Genomic DNA, 14313 nt, shown 5'->3' with positions numbered 1-14313 from the left:
CGAACCGGAGAAGGACATGGACTTCGATCTCACGCGCGAGCAACGCCGCCGCGGCGAGGAACTCGACGCCGCGGTGCGCGAACGGCTCGGCGACTCCCGACCGTCCACATCGGACGAACAGGTCACGAGGGAGCGCTGGCGGGTCGCCGCCGAACTCGGCCTGACCGGGCTGTGCCTGCCGGCCGGCCTCGGCGGGCAGGGCCTCGGCGCGCTGGACACCGCGTTGTGCCTGGAGACCTTCGGCCGAGCCTGCCCGGACACCGGCCTGGTGTTCGGCGTCGCCGCGCACCTGCTCGCCTGCGCCGTGGCGATCCGGGACTTCGCCACGCCGGAACTCGCGGCCCGGCTCCTCCCCGGCCTCGCCGACGGGAGTCTCGTCGCGGCCAACGCGATCACCGAGGACGAAGCGGGGTCGGACGTCGCCAGCCTGACCGCGAAAGCGGTCCCGGACGGCGACGGCTACCTGCTCACCGGCGAGAAGTCCTTCGCCAGCAACGCGCCGATCGCCGACCTGTTCGTCACCTACGCGGTGACCGAGCCGGCCGCCGGCTTCCTCGGCACCTCCGGCTTCGTGGTCGGCCGCGACCTGCCCGGTGTCCACATCGGACCGCCGATGGCCAAGATGGGTCTGCACGGCTGTCCGGCCGGACGGCTCACCATGAGCGGCACACCGGTGCCGGCCACGCACCTGCTCGGCGAGCCCGGCCAGGGCGGGGCGATCTTCCAGCACTCCATGGGCTGGGAGCGGGCCTGCCTGTTCGCCATCTACCTCGGCCTGATGGCCGAGCAGCTCGACCGGTGCGTCCGGCACGCTCGCTCGCGACGCCAGTTCGGCCGGCGGATCGGCGAGTACCAGGCCGTCGCACACTCGATCTCGGCGATGCGGCTACGGCTGGAGTCCGCCCGGCTGCTGCTCTACCGCGCCTGCCGGCACATGGACCAGGGCCGCGCGGACGTCACGGAGATCTCGCTCGCGAAGGTCGCGGTGTCCGAGGCGGCGGTCGCCAACGGCCTCGCGGCGATGCAGGTGTTCGGCGGCAGCGGCTACCTCACCGAGACCGGGATCGAAGCGCAGCTGCGCGACGCCTTGCCCAGCAGGGTCTTCTCCGGCACGAACGAGATCCACCTGAGCATCGTCGCGAGGGGAACGGGCCTGTGACACTGCATCGACTCGCCATCGACAGCGCCGCGCGGCACCCGGACCGGCTCGCCGTGTCCTGCGGCGGCGACACCCTGACCTACCGGGAACTCGACGACGCCGCGAACCGGTTCGCGAACCGGTTGCGGGAGCACGGTGTCGGCCGAGGCGACCGTGTCGTGCTGTGGTCGGACAAGTCCGTGGACATGATCGCCGCGATGCAGGGTGTGCTGCGGCTCGGCGCCGCCTACGTGCCGATGGACGGCACGTCCCCGGTGGCCCGCGTGACGATGCTCGCCGCGGACTGCGGTGCCGCCGCCGTGTGCACCGACGCCGGCCGGCTCGCCGAGGCGGGCACGGCGATCGCCGGATCGGCGCCGTGCCTCGACCTGCACAGTCCGTCCACCATGGACATCGACCCGGTGAACGAGGAGTCGGACGACCGCGACCTCGCCTACATCCTCTACACCTCCGGCTCGACCGGGGTGCCGAAGGGCGTGTGCGTCAGCCACCGCAACGCGCGGGCCTTCGTCGACTGGGCCGTCGCCGAACTCGCCGTCGGCCAGCACGACCGGCTGGCCAACCACGCGCCACTGGTGTTCGACCTGTCGGTGCTGGACCTGTACGCCGCGTTCGCCGTGGGGGCCTCGGTGCACCTGCTGGCGGCCGAGCTCGCCTACGCACCCGCCCAGCTCGTCCAGTTCCTGTACGAGGAACGCATCACCATCTGGTACTCGGTCCCTTCCGCACTGGTGCTCATGGTCCGCGACGGCGGCCTGCTCGAGCGGCCCGCGCCCGCCGCGCTGCGTGTCGTCTGCTTCGCGGGCGAGCCGTTCCCGATCGGCGGGGTCCGCTCGCTGGCCGGCTGGACCGACGCCCGGCTGCTCAACCTGTACGGCCCCACCGAGACCAACGTCTGCACCTACCACGAGGTCACCCCGGCCGACCTCGATCGGGACCGGCCGGTCCCGATCGGGCGCGCCTGCTCCGGCGACACGGTGTGGGCCCAGCGTCCGGACGGGACGGTTGCCGGGCGCGGCGACGATGGCGAGCTGGTGGTCACCGGGCCCACCGTTCTGCTGGGCTACTGGGGAGCGCCACCGCAGCGCGGCCCCTACCACACCGGCGACATCGTGCGCGTGCTCGACGACGGCTCGTTCGACTACGTCGGCAGACGCGACCACACGGTCAAGGTGCGCGGTCACCGGGTCGGGCTCGGTGAGGTCGAGCGCACGATCGCGGGCCACCCCGACGTGGACGACGTCGCGGTCGTCCTGGTGGGCAGCGGCATCGAGGCACGACTGGTCGCGTTCGTCGTGCCGGTGCGCGACCGCACGCCCGGCCCGCTCGCCGTCAAGGCGCACTGTGCCCGGCTGCTGCCGTCCTACGCACTCCCCGAGCACGTCCACATCGGACCGGACCTACCCCGTACCGGCAACGGCAAACTCGACCGGCCCGCGCTGGTGCGGCGGCACACCGAGCTCGTCGCCCGGCGTGCCGAACGCGGCCTCGTACCGGCCGGCCAGAAAGGAAAAGCACGGTGAAGCAGGCAGAAGTGACAGACGCGCTGATGAAGTTCATCCGCGAGGAGTTCCTGTGGGGTGACGACAGCCGCGAGCTCACCGAGTCCACCCCACTGCTCGAGTGGGGGATCATCGACTCGCTGCGCACGGCGTTGCTGCTCACCCACGTCCGCGAACAACTCGGCGTGTTCGTCTCCCCCGCCAAGATCAACGCACGCAACTTTCGGGACGTCACCAGTATCGCGACCCTGGTGGTGGCCGAAGCGCCCGAGGACCCTCCGTTCGCCGACGCGACCAACACATCCAACTCAGGGAAGGCGGGCCAGGCATGAGCACCGACTACGACGTCGCGATCATCGGCGGCGGTCCGGCCGGTTCCACCGCGGCCTCCTATCTTGCCAGGGCCGGCATGTCGGTCGTCGTCTTCGAGAGCGAGACGTTCCCCCGGCCGCACATCGGCGAGTCGCTCGTGCCGGCCACCACCCCGGTGCTGGTCGAGATCGGCGCGCTCGGCAAGATCGACGAGGCGAGGTTCCCGAAGAAGTACGGCGCCTCCTGGACCTCCGCACAGTCGCGGGACATCCCGTTCATGGGCTACCAGGGCCTGTCGCACGACTGGTCCGCCGAGATCCAGTTCGTCGAGCGGAACCAGCCCGGTGTTGATCGGGACTACACCTTCCACGTCGACCGCGGCCGGTTCGACGCGATCCTGCTGCGGCACGCGCAGGAACAGGGTGCGACCGTGTTCAACGGCGCCCGTGTGCGCCACGTCGATCTCGACGATCCGGACGCGGTCAGGCTGACTGTCCGGTTCGGACCCCGCGACACCGTCTACACGGCACGGATGGTGCTGGACGCGTCCGGGCGCCAGACCGTGCTGGGCCGCCAGCTGAAGGTCAAGGTGTCCGACCCGGTGTTCGACCAGTACGCGCTGCACACCTGGTTCGAGGGGCTGGACCGGGACGCGCTGAGCCCGAACAAGGCGGTCGCCGAGCACATCTTCGTGCACTTCCTGCCGATCAAGGACACCTGGGTCTGGCAGATCCCCATCACCGACACGATCACCAGCATCGGTGTCGTGACGCAGAAGAAGCGGTTCGTCGAGGCGAACTCCGACCGGGAGAAGTTCTTCTGGGACTTCGTCGGCAGCCGCCCCGAACTGGCCGAGGCGCTGAACAAGGCCGAGCGGATCCGCCCGTTCAAGGTCGAGGGCGACTACAGCTACGCGATGAAGCAGATCTGCGGCGACCGCTTCGTGCTGATCGGCGACGCGGCCCGGTTCGTCGACCCGATCTTCTCCAGCGGAGTGAGCGTCGCGCTCAACAGCGCGCGGATCGCCTGCCAGGACATCATCGCCGCGCACGAGGCCGGTGACTTCACCAAGAAGCGTTTCGACACCTACGAGACCAAGCTGCGCCGCGCGGTGAAGTACTGGTACGAGTTCATCTCCATCTACTACCGGCTCAACGTGCTGTTCACCGCGTTCGTCCAGGACCCGCGCTACCGCATCGACGTGCTGAAGATGCTGCAGGGCGACGTCTACGACGGCGAGGAGCCCAAGGCGCTCGCCGCGATGCGCGAGGTGGTGGCCGCCGTCGAGGCCGACCCCGACCACCTGTGGCATCCCTACCTCGGCTCCCTGCGCGCACCGACGTCGGCGCCGAGCTTCTGAGCGGATGATCGACCACACACTGCGCGGGATCCTCGCCACCATCGGGGCCACCCCGCTGGTCGAGCTCGAGCGGATCTCGGTCGAGCTCGACCTGCGCGTGCACGCCAAGGTCGAGAAGTTCAACCCCGGCGGCAGCATCAAGGACCGCACCGCGATCAGCATGTTGCTGGACAAGCTCTACACCGGCGAGCTGGACCCGGCCCGCTCCGTCGTGGTCGAGTCGAGCTCTGGCAACCTCGCGATCGGGCTCGCCCAGCTCTGCCGGTACTTCGGCCTGCGCTTCCGCTGCGTGGTCGACACGAAGACGACCGCGCACAACCTGAACATCCTGCGTGCCTACGGCGCGGAGATCGAGGTCGTCACGGAACCGGACGCCGTGACCGGCGAACTGCTGCCCGCCCGGTTGCGCCGCGTCCGGGAGCTGGTGGCCACGGTGCCGCACGCGTTCTGGCCCAACCAGTACGCGAACCCGCTCAACCCGAGGGCACACGAACAGACCATGCGCGAGATCGTGACGGCCCTGGCCGAACCGGTCGACTACGTGTTCTGCCCGGCCGGCACGACCGGAACGCTGCAGGGTTGCGCGCGTTACGTGCGCCGGCACGGGCTGCGCACCCGTATCGTCGCGGTCGACGCCGTCGGCAGCGCGTTGTTCGACGCCGCGCCGCCGCCCGTGCCCCGCATGATCCCGGGTCACGGCGCGTCGGTGCGGCCGTCCATTCTGGACACGACCGCGCCGGACCGGGTCGTGCACATGAGCGACCTGGACTGTGTGGTGGGGTGCCGCATGCTGATGGCCAGGGAGGCGATCCTCGCGGGCGGATCGTCCGGCGCGGCGGTGACCGCGCTACGCGGGCAGGCCGCGGCGCTGCCGCGTGGCTCGACCTGCGTGCTGATCCTGCCCGACGGCGGCGACCGGTATCTGGACACCATTTATTCCGACGCGTGGGTGACCGACAACTTCGGTGCCGTCAGCCGGCTTTGGGAGAATCCCGCCCCCGCCCGGCCGCCCGTCGGGACCGTCTCCGCGATATAGGGACAGTATGGCCGCCTCCACGACCGTGGAGTGCGTTTTCCGAGTGAACCGGTCGAGCACATTACGGTCCGCTCCGCGACGAGGGAGTTGCATCATGATTCGGTCCGTAGTCATCGTGGGCGGCGGCACCGCCGGCTGGATGTCCGCCACGTACCTGAAAGCGGCGTTCGGCGAGTCCGTCGACGTGACGCTCGTCGAATCGGCACAGGTGTCGCGTATCGGTGTCGGTGAGGCGACGTTCAGCACCGTCCGGCATTTCTTCGACTATCTCGGTCTGGCCGAGAACGAATGGTTACCGAAATGCGCGGGCAGCTACAAGCTGGGGATCCGCTTCGAGAACTGGCGCAAGCCCGGCGAGCATTTCTACCACCCGTTCGAGCGGCTGCGTGGCGCCGACGGGTTCAGCCTGGCCGAGTGGTGGCTCGCGCTCGGTGACCGCAGCCAGCCGTTCGACCGGTCCTGCTTCATCACCGCGGCGCTCTGCGAGGCGAAGCGCTCCCCCCGGATGCTCGACGGCTCGCTGTTCGTGTCCTCCCTGGACGGCTCGCTCGGCAAGTCCACTCTGGACGAACAGCGCGCGCAGTTCCCCTACGCCTACCACTTCGACGCCGACGCGGTGGCCCGTTACCTCGCGGAGTACGGCATCGAGCGCGGTGTGCGGCACGTGGTGGACAACGTCACCGAGGTCGGCCAGGACTCCCGCGGGTGGATCTCCGAGGTGCGCACCGAGAACCACGGTGTCCTCACCGGTGACCTCTACATCGACTGCACCGGCTTCCGCGGCATGCTGATCAACAAGACGCTCGGCGTGAGGTTCCAGTCCTTCGAGGATGTCCTGCCCAACAACCGCGCGGTCGCGCTGCGGGTGCCCCGTGCGGACGCCACCGACATGGACCCGTACACCACGGCCACGGCGATGAGCGCCGGCTGGGCCTGGACGATCCCGCTGTTCCGCCGGAACGGCAACGGTTACGTCTACGCCGACCAGTTCATCACGCCGGAGCGGGCGGAGCGAGAGCTGCGTGCGAAGGTGGCGCCGGACCGCGACGACCTGGAGGCCAACCACATCCGGATGCGGATCGGCCGCAACGAGAACTCGTGGGTGCACAACTGTGTCGCGATCGGACTGTCGAGCGCGTTCGTCGAACCGCTGGAGTCCACCGGCATCTTCTTCATCCAGCACGCCGTCGAGCAGCTGGTGAAGCACTTCCCGGACCAGGGTTTCGACCAGCGGATGACCGCCGCGTACAACCGGCGGATCAACCACGCGGTGGACGGCGTCAAGGAGTTCCTGATCCTGCACTACCGGTCGGCCGACCGCGAGGACACCGCGTACTGGAAGGACACCAAGACCCGCCCGTTGCCCGACGGTGTCAAGGCCAAGCTGGACCTCGCCGAGTCACACCTGCTCGACGAGGAGACGATCTACCCGCACTACCACGGGTTCGAGAGCTACTCGTGGAACACGATGAACCTGGGCCTCGGCCGGATCCCGCTCACCGCCCGGCCCGCGTTGCGCCACCTCGACCCGACGAACGCGCTCGCCGAGTTCGCCAAGCTCAAGGCCGAGGCGGCGGAGATGGTCGCCGCGCTGCCCAGCTGCTACGAGTACCTGGCGAGCATCAACGACTGACCCGCGGGAGGCGACCACCGGACCCCAGGAGGGAACCACATGGACACGATCCAGCTGCATCCCCGCTCCGCACGGGTGACCCCGGCGGCCCTCAAACAGTTCATGAACGGCTACTTCACCGGCGTCACCATCGTCACCTCGGTGGACGGCGCCGGCCGGCCGCACGGGCTCACCTGCAACTCGCTGGTCAGCGTCACGCTCGACCCACCGACGCTGCTGGTGTGCCTGGACCGGGGCTCCGGCACGCTGACCGCGGTACGCGAGCGCGGCGCGTTCGCGGTGAACCTGTTGTCCGAGCAGGCCCGGGCGGCGGCCGAGGTGTTCGCCTCGCCCGACCCGGACCGGTTCGCCGCCGTCGCCTGGCAGCCCTCCCCGCACGGCAAGCTGCCCCAGCTGACCGACGACGCGTTCGCGTTCGCCGAGTGCATGGTGACCGACCTGCACGCGGTCGGCGACCATGTCGTCGTGTTCGGGCGGGTGCTCGATGTCGCGGGTGAGCCGCGCAACCCGCTGCTGTACGGGATGCGGACGTTCACCGGGCCCCCCGTCCCCTCTGCCGCCGGCTCGCTCCCAACGCCCCGGTGAGCCAGCTCCGCACCGGCATCCGCAAACACGGCTGGCTCGGGGTGGCGACCGGTGCCACCGTGTTCGCGGCCGCCGTCGTGTGGTGGTTCGGGATGGGCAAGGGCACGCACGAGCCGGCCGAACCGATCACCCACTTCCTGCTCGCCGTCGCCGCGATCCTGCTGGTGTGCCACCTGTGCGGCGCGTTGTTGCGCCGTCTCGGGCAGCCCGCGGTGCTCGGCGAGATCATCGGCGGCCTGCTGCTCGGCCCGTCGGTGTTCGGCCTGATGGCGCCGGACGCCCGGGCCTGGCTGTTCCCGGCACACATCCTCGCCGCGCTCGACGCCGCGGCCCAGCTCGGCCTGATCATCTTCCTGTTCCTGCTCGGCTGTGAGCTGCGGCTGGGCGCCATCCGGCGCAAGCGGGTCGTCACGGCCACCGTGCTCGGCGGGACCGGGCTGCCGTTCCTGGCCGGTGTCGGGGTGGCCCTCCTCGCCGGGTCGGCCCTCGCCGGCGAAGGTCCGACCGTCACCCACGTGCTGTTCCTCGGCCTCGCGCTGTCCATCACGGCGCTGCCGGTGCTCGCGCGGATCCTCGTCGACCTGCGCATGGACCGCCGCGACGTCGGCGTGATCGCCCTGACCAGCGCCGCGATCGGCGACGGTGTCACCTGGCTCGCGCTCGCGGTGATCATGGCGATGGCCGGCACCGGGGACAGTGCGCGGCTGCTGCCGAGGCTGGGCCTCGCGCTGGCGTTCCTGCTCGTGATGCTGCTTTGCGTGCGCCCGGTGCTGGCGGTGCTGGTCGCTCGTGCCCGCTCCGACCAGGCACTCATGGCCGGGCTGGTGATCGGCGCGGTCGCCGTCGCGGCTCTGTCGCAGCAGATCGACCTGCACCCGATCATCGGCGCGTTCCTGTTCGGCACCCTGATCCCCCGCACCGACGCGATGACCCGGGTCAGTGAGCAATTGCAGGGCTTCACGATCACCGTCCTGCTGCCGCTGTTCTTCGCGGGCGTCGGGCTGAAGGCCAGTTTCGGCCTGGTCGGCGGCGACCTCGGTAGCTGGCTGCTGTTCGCCCTGGTCCTGTTCGCCGCGATGGCCAGCAAGATCGTCGGCGCCGGCGGCGCGGCACGGCTGGCCGGCCTGCCGCCGCGCGAGGCGCTGCAGCTCGGCACCCTGATGAACTGCCGTGGCATCACCGAACTCGTGGTGGCCACCGTCGGCCTGCAGGCGGGCCTGATCAACGAGTACGGCTTCACCGTGCTGGTGCTCGTCGCCGTGATCACGTCCGCGATGACCGGCCTGGTGATGCGCCGGCTCGAACGAACTGGAAGCCAGTCATGACCAGCACTGCCCCACAGACCGTCGAGACCATCGAGACCGTCGAGAGCCGCGAGTCCCTCCGCGGGCGTCCGCTTCCGCTCACTTCCGCGGAACTAGCCTCGCTGCGGGCCACGTCCGACCGCTCCGACCCGCTGGACGAGGCGGTCCTCTGTGTCGTCGAGGCCGCCGTACTGGCCGTGGACGCCGCCAGACGCGCCCGCTCGAGCGCCGGTTCGGTGGACGTGCACAGCCACCTGCGCGCGGTGCTCGCCGCCGCCAGGGCCGCGGTCACCGCCGCGAACTTCGCGGTGATCGAGGCGAAGGACGCCGAGGCCTGTGCCAGGACGAGCCGGCCGAGCTGATGCTGTGACCGAGCGCGTTCGCCGGCTCGGCTCGGACACCGGGATGCTGGACCCGCCGTGCCCTGCGAACCTTCGCGGTCACGGCGGGACGGCGGCTCAGCGGATGTCCGTTGAGCGGATGGTGGGGTTGAGCGCGGCGGCGGCGAGGATCCCGACCAGGACCACGCCGACCCCCAGCAGCGTGGCGGTCGGGGTGAACACGCTCAGCAGCAGGCCGGCCGCCAGCGCACCGGCGGAGTTCGCGCCCCACGAGGTGAGCAGCACCGCGCTCATGGCCCGGCCGTGGATCTCGTCCGGCACGATCCGCGCCATGTAGGTGCCCGCCCCGACGTTGAGGACCGCCCCGGTGAACGACATCAGCACGAAAGGCGCGAACAGCAGCGGCAGGAACGTGGTGAACGCCATCACCGGGATCAGCACGGCGCGGGTCGCGAGGTCCAGGAGCATCACCCCGCCGAGCGAGAGCCTGCGCAGCAGCAACGCGCCGCACAGCGCGCCGCACACGCCACCGAGCCCGCCCGCCGTGCCGACCAGTCCGACCAGCGCGGCCGACCCGCCGAGGTCCCTGATCACCAGTATCGGCGCCATGTTGACGATCTGAGCCAGGAAGTTGGTGACCGCCACCAGGATCGTCGCGCTGCGCAGGAACTTCTGGCCCCACAGCCAACGCACCCCGGCGACGACGTCGCGGCGCAGGTTCAGCGGCCGGCTCGTCCGCTCGGCCTGGAACTTCTTCTTGACCATCGTCACGTTGGTCAGCGCGACGAGGTGGCCGAACGCGGTCGCGGCGAACGGCAGCCACCACAGCACCGCGAACAGCGCGCTGCCGGTGGGCTGGCCGAGCAGCCCCGCCGCCCGGCCACGCGCCTCGTTCTGCGCGAGCGCCGTCGGCAGGTGCTCCGGTGCGACCACGTTGCGCACCGCGGCCCGCTCGGCGAGCAGGTAGAAGATCATGCAGCTGCCTTCGAGGAAGCTCACCACGAACAGGTGCGGCAGCGACACCACCCCGAACCCCAGCGCGACGGCCGCGCTCAGCATCGCGACGGCCGCGACCGCGTCACAGACGATCATCAACCGGCGCCGGTCCCACCGGTCCACCAGCACGCCGGCCGGCAGCTGCAGGACCAGCGCCGGCAGCAGCCCGGCGAACGCGACCAGCCCGGCGCCTGCGGTGGACCCGTGGTGCCAGATCAGCACCAGCGGGAACGCGATCACGCTCATCCTCGCGCCGAGCTGGGCGAACCCGGCACCTGTCCACAGCAGCAGGAAGTCCCGGTTACGGCGCAGTGGTGCGGTGTTCTGTTTCTCGACCGGTTCGGCGGTCACGCCCGGACCCACTCGAGCACGGCCATCGCGGTCCACAGCTTGTTGGCCGCCTGCTCGAACGCGATGCTGTCAGGTCCGTCCAGCACCTCGGCGGTCACCTCTTCCCCGCGATGCGCCGGCAGGTCGTGCATGAACACCGCCTTGGGGTTCGTCTCCCACAGTGTCTCGTTCACCTGGAACGGCGCGAACACCTCCCGCCAGCGCGGGTCGGGCTTGGTGGTGCCGGTCGTCTGCCACCTGGTCGTGTACACGACGTCCATGCCCGACGGCAGCGCGGACATGTCGTGGGACTCGGAGATCCGCGCCCCGGTGCGCACGGCCGTCGCCATGGCACGGGCCATCACGCGAGCGTCGACCGCGTAGCCGGGCGGGGTGCGGAAGTCGATCTCCATGCCGGGGATGCGGGCGCCGGCCAGCGCGAGCGCGGTGGCGGTGTTGTTGCCCTCGCCAAGGTAGGTCACGCGCAGCCCGGACAGGGAACCGAAGTGCGCCCGCATCGTGGCCAGGTCGGTCAGCGCCTGGGTCGGGTGCTCCAACTCGCTCATCGCGTTGACCACGGACATGCCCTGCCACGACGCCCAGCCACGCAGCTCGTCCTCGCTGCCGCAGGTCCTCGCCACCAGGATGTCCACCATGGACGCGAGCACCCGCCCGCTGTCCTCTGTGGACTCACCGGTGGTCGTCTGCAGGTCACCGGGACCGAAGTTCAGCACACCCGCGCCCAGCCGCAGCGCGCCCGACCAGAACGACGTGCGGGTGCGGGTCGAGGTGTGCCGGAAGTAGAGGCCGGCGAACTGGCCGGCCAGCGGGTGGCCATGGCCGGCCGGATCCGCCGCGTGGTCGACGGCCCTGGCGACGATGGCGTCGAGGTCGGTGTCGGACAGGTCGTCGATCGAGATGAGGTGCTTCGTGCGAACCATCGGGCGTCCTCGGCGGTCGGGGGTGGGCCGGCGCTCAGCGGGGCCGGTCGGTGGCGTTGGCCAGGATCGTGAACAGTTCGTCGGGCGGGTCGGCCACGTAGTAGTGGTCGCCGGGGATGACGTGTTCGTCGACGGCGCCGATGGTGCGGCCGGACCAGGCACGCATGTCCTCGATCGTGCAGGTGCGGTCGTCCCGCGCCGCGATCAGCGAGATGGGACAGGTGAGCGGCGCGCCCTCCGCGTAGCGGTAGCGCTGCGACATCAGCAGGTCCGCCCGCAGCGGTGGGACGAGCAGCTGCCACAGCTCACGGTCGCGCAGCAACAGGCCCGCGCCCTCACCGAGCCGGGCCAGGTAGCGACGCAGGTCGTCGTCGCGGGTGAAGTCGTAGCCGTTGGTCGCGCAGTCCGTGGGGGGTTTGCGGGCCGACACGATCAGGCGCGCCAGCGGCGTGGGAAACCTCGGCCGGAGCCGCCGCGCCACCTCGAACGCGACGGTGCCGCCGAGGCTGTGGCCGAACAGCGCGACCGGCCGGTCGAACAGGGGCCCCAGCTCCGCGACCGCCGCGTCCGCCAGCAGCTCGAAGTCGGAGATCGGCTCCTCGTGGCTGCGGTCCTGGCGGCCCGGGTACTGCACGGCCACCACCTCGACCGACTCGGGCAGCCGTGCCGCCCAGCCGTGGAACACGCTGGCGCCGCCGCCGGCCTGTGGGAAGCACACCAGGCGCAGCGTCGCGTTGGGCCGGGGCACGAAGACCCGGTACCAGCTGGCCGGCCTGGCCGTCGGTAATCGCCCCACGGTCACCCCAACCGCTCGAGGTAGTCCGACACGTGGGCCTCGCCCATCGCGACCGCGATCTTGCGCGGACCGGTGAACGGCTCACGGCCGTGCGCGACGAGCATGTTGTCCACCAGCAGCACGTCCTGGTGCCGCCAGTCGAACCGGCGCGACGCGGCGCGGTAGCAGGACCGCAGGTGCGCGACGACGTCGTCGGGGATCGGCGCGCCGTCGCCGTAGTAGGTGTTGGTGGGCAGGCCCTCCTCGCCGAACATGCCGAGCAGGCCCTCCTGCAGCTCCTCGTCGAGCGAGGTGTGGTGGAAGAACGTGATGTGGTTGAACCACACGTCCTCGCGGGTGTCCGGGTGCGCGTAGGCGGCCTTGCGCACCGCCGTGGTGCGCAGGTGGTCCTCTCCGGGCCATTCGGCGACCATGCCGCGGTCGGCGCAGTACCGCTCCACTTCGGACCGGTCGCCGGTACCGAACACCTCGGACCAGGACACCCCGAAGTGCGGGCGGTAGTTGCGCACGACCATCCACCCGCGACGCTCGAACTCCGCCCGCACGGCGGGGTCGATCGCGCGGTACACCCCCCGGACGTCGGCGAGCGGGGTCGCGCCGCGCGTCTCGGGCTCGCGGTCGCAGTAGAAGTAGACGACCCGGGGCCAGACCGCCTGGTAGGAGTTCTCGTTGTGCAGGAAGATCTCCTCGTCCCTCGGGTAGTCGGTCGAGGTGTAGACGTTGCCCTTGATCGAGTGTCGCGGTGAGGAGCGCTCGTTGTAGGTCAGGGGCTCGCCAGAGAAAGCCCGGACGACCGCCTCGAAGGCGGCCACGTCCGGCACCGGGAACCCACGGAACAGCAGCGCGCCGTGCGTGGTGAGGAGCTTGCGCAGCCGCGCGTGCTCGGCGGTGACCACGTCGTGCAGCGCGCGACCGGCCGGGTCGCCGTGCGTCACGAACGGCAGGATCTGGGGTAGCTCGACGGTCTGGGTCATCTCTGTGCGCCTCCGTTCAGCCGGACATGGCCACGAGCACCCGGCGCGGCGCGGTGAACGGCCGCCTGCCGTGCCCGACCAGCACGTTGTCGATCAACATCAGGTCACCGGTGGCCCAGTCGCGGTCGACGGCCTCGGCCAGCCCTCGGTCACGCACCTGCGTGACGTACTCGGCCGGGATCGGCGAGCCGTCGGCGAAGGTCACCGACTGCGGCATGTCCTCCGCCGGCATGATCGCGGCCAGCGCCTTGGCGGTCTCGTCGCCGAGGGTCGCCGCGTGCCACTGGTCGGACTGGTTGAACCACACCTCGGCGCCGGTGCGTGGGTCGACGATCGTCGACGGCCCGGCATGCTCGATCCGCAGCGAGCCGCCCGCCCGCCACTCCCAGTCGGCCCCGGTGTCCGCGAGGAACCGCTCGACGTCGGACCGGCTGGCGGTCTCGAACGTGTCCTGCCAGCTCTTGCCGAAACCGTGGCCGTCATGCAGGTTCTGCCGGTACCGCACACCACCCGCGTAGGCGGCGCGCACCTCGTCGTCCAGCGCGGCCAGCCACCTGGCGCCGTCCACCACCGGTGTGGCTCCGCCGCTGCCGGGCGCCTGCTGGCAGTAGAACAGCAGCCGGCTCGGATAGCGGGCGGCATAGGACAACTCGTTGTGCATCGAGATCGTGTACTCGGGCGGGTACTCCGTGGAGGTGTACACGTTCTGGCCGACGGCACCGACCTTCGTGCGCGGCGAGTTGCCGTGCTTGTAGGCCAGCCGGTTGGGCAGCAGCAGGTCGGCGATGGCGTCGAATTCGTCGGGCCGTACCGAGAAACCGCGCCACACCAACGCTTTCGCCGCGGTCAGCCGCGCACCGAGGTCGTCGATCGAGGCCAGGTGCGCACGCAGCCCCTCAGCCGTCGGCTCGACGTCGACGTCGGACGGACCGATGACGGTCGGCGACCACCGCGGGCCGACTGGTTCTGGCACGAGGACCACCTCTTTCGTTCGTTCTGGCACCGCCGTCACACTCTGCGGAGTCCGGCCATATCGCACCGGTA

At 70.5% G+C, this 14313-nt stretch carries 14 protein-coding genes; 9 read left to right on the top strand and 5 right to left on the bottom strand.

What is annotated here, in order from left to right; translation table 11 throughout:
* The first annotated feature begins 16 nt into the window (after nt 1–16).
* The 9 genes from VF106_RS20450 to VF106_RS20410 all read left to right on the top strand — a co-directional run bounded on the left by VF106_RS20450 (nt 17) and on the right by VF106_RS20410 (nt 9253).
* Nucleotides 17–1159, top strand: a complete 1143-nt coding sequence (locus tag VF106_RS20450) for an acyl-CoA dehydrogenase family protein (protein ID WP_330841362.1) — start codon at nt 17–19, stop codon at nt 1157–1159.
* Nucleotides 1156–2682, top strand: a complete 1527-nt coding sequence (locus VF106_RS20445; RefSeq protein WP_330841361.1) for an amino acid adenylation domain-containing protein — start codon at nt 1156–1158, stop codon at nt 2680–2682. Before VF106_RS20450 ends, VF106_RS20445 begins: the two co-directional genes overlap by 4 nt.
* The gene (locus tag VF106_RS20440) at nt 2679–2993 is read left to right on the top strand and encodes an acyl carrier protein (protein ID WP_330841360.1); all 315 of its coding nucleotides are present in this window, start codon (nt 2679–2681) and stop codon (nt 2991–2993) included. Before VF106_RS20445 ends, VF106_RS20440 begins: the two co-directional genes overlap by 4 nt.
* Complete coding sequence (locus VF106_RS20435; protein WP_330841359.1) at nt 2990–4333, top strand: NAD(P)/FAD-dependent oxidoreductase; 1344 nt, start codon at nt 2990–2992, stop codon at nt 4331–4333. Before VF106_RS20440 ends, VF106_RS20435 begins: the two co-directional genes overlap by 4 nt.
* Before the next feature lie 4 nt (nt 4334–4337).
* Nucleotides 4338–5369: a 2,3-diaminopropionate biosynthesis protein SbnA gene (gene sbnA / locus VF106_RS20430; protein WP_330841358.1), complete on the top strand. Its 1032-nt coding sequence runs from the start codon at nt 4338–4340 to the stop codon at nt 5367–5369.
* 94 nt (nt 5370–5463) lie between these two features.
* Nucleotides 5464–7002, top strand: a complete 1539-nt coding sequence (locus tag VF106_RS20425; RefSeq protein ID WP_330841357.1) for a tryptophan halogenase family protein — start codon at nt 5464–5466, stop codon at nt 7000–7002.
* 39 nt (nt 7003–7041) lie between these two features.
* Complete coding sequence (locus tag VF106_RS20420; RefSeq protein ID WP_330841356.1) at nt 7042–7587, top strand: flavin reductase family protein; 546 nt, start codon at nt 7042–7044, stop codon at nt 7585–7587.
* On the top strand, nt 7584–8912 hold the full coding sequence (locus tag VF106_RS20415; RefSeq protein ID WP_330841355.1) for a cation:proton antiporter: 1329 nt from the start codon (nt 7584–7586) through the stop codon (nt 8910–8912). Before VF106_RS20420 ends, VF106_RS20415 begins: the two co-directional genes overlap by 4 nt.
* The gene (locus VF106_RS20410) at nt 8909–9253 is read left to right on the top strand and encodes a hypothetical protein (protein WP_330841354.1); all 345 of its coding nucleotides are present in this window, start codon (nt 8909–8911) and stop codon (nt 9251–9253) included. Before VF106_RS20415 ends, VF106_RS20410 begins: the two co-directional genes overlap by 4 nt.
* Nucleotides 9254–9349: 96 nt before the next feature.
* Here the strand turns inward: VF106_RS20410 and VF106_RS20405 are convergent, their stop codons facing one another.
* From VF106_RS20405 to VF106_RS20385, 5 genes are read right to left on the bottom strand one after another with little or no spacing between them, the layout of a single operon-like run.
* Nucleotides 9350–10579 carry an MFS transporter gene (locus VF106_RS20405; RefSeq protein ID WP_330841353.1) on the bottom strand — a complete coding sequence of 410 codons (1230 nt, stop codon included), beginning with the start codon at nt 10577–10579 and terminating at the stop codon, nt 9350–9352.
* The gene (locus VF106_RS20400) at nt 10576–11499 is read right to left on the bottom strand and encodes an ornithine carbamoyltransferase (RefSeq protein ID WP_330841352.1); all 924 of its coding nucleotides are present in this window, start codon (nt 11497–11499) and stop codon (nt 10576–10578) included. The genes VF106_RS20405 and VF106_RS20400 overlap by 4 nt, the downstream gene beginning before the upstream one ends.
* A 34-nt stretch (nt 11500–11533) precedes the next feature.
* Nucleotides 11534–12295 (bottom strand): thioesterase II family protein, encoded by a 762-nt coding sequence (locus tag VF106_RS20395; RefSeq protein WP_330841351.1) that lies wholly within the window; start codon nt 12293–12295, stop codon nt 11534–11536.
* Between the two features lie 2 nt (nt 12296–12297).
* Nucleotides 12298–13269: a TauD/TfdA family dioxygenase gene (locus VF106_RS20390; RefSeq protein ID WP_330841350.1), complete on the bottom strand. Its 972-nt coding sequence runs from the start codon at nt 13267–13269 to the stop codon at nt 12298–12300.
* 16 nt (nt 13270–13285) lie between these two features.
* Nucleotides 13286–14242, bottom strand: coding sequence for a TauD/TfdA family dioxygenase (locus tag VF106_RS20385; protein WP_330841349.1), 957 nt, complete (start codon nt 14240–14242; stop codon nt 13286–13288).
* Nucleotides 14243–14313 lie beyond the last annotated feature (71 nt).

The sequence above is a fragment of the Actinophytocola sp. genome, from assembly GCF_036378875.1.
Taxonomy (GTDB): Bacteria; Actinomycetota; Actinomycetes; order Mycobacteriales; family Pseudonocardiaceae; genus Actinophytocola.
This window is presented reverse-complemented; position numbering and strand designations above follow the sequence as displayed.

What these genes read in the sequence shown, in the direction of transcription:
- VF106_RS20450 (WP_330841362.1), top strand. Translation starts at nt 17, where the DNA reads ATGGACTTCGATCTCACGCGCGAGCAACGCCGCCGCGGCGAGGAACTC.
- VF106_RS20435 (WP_330841359.1), top strand. Translation starts at nt 2,990, where the DNA reads ATGAGCACCGACTACGACGTCGCGATCATCGGCGGCGGTCCGGCCGGT.
- sbnA (WP_330841358.1), top strand. Translation starts at nt 4,338, where the DNA reads ATGATCGACCACACACTGCGCGGGATCCTCGCCACCATCGGGGCCACC.
- VF106_RS20425 (WP_330841357.1), top strand. Translation starts at nt 5,464, where the DNA reads ATGATTCGGTCCGTAGTCATCGTGGGCGGCGGCACCGCCGGCTGGATG.
- VF106_RS20420 (WP_330841356.1), top strand. Translation starts at nt 7,042, where the DNA reads ATGGACACGATCCAGCTGCATCCCCGCTCCGCACGGGTGACCCCGGCG.
- VF106_RS20410 (WP_330841354.1), top strand. Translation starts at nt 8,909, where the DNA reads ATGACCAGCACTGCCCCACAGACCGTCGAGACCATCGAGACCGTCGAG.
- VF106_RS20400 (WP_330841352.1), bottom strand. Translation starts at nt 11,499, where the DNA reads ATGGTTCGCACGAAGCACCTCATCTCGATCGACGACCTGTCCGACACC.
- VF106_RS20390 (WP_330841350.1), bottom strand. Translation starts at nt 13,269, where the DNA reads ATGACCCAGACCGTCGAGCTACCCCAGATCCTGCCGTTCGTGACGCAC.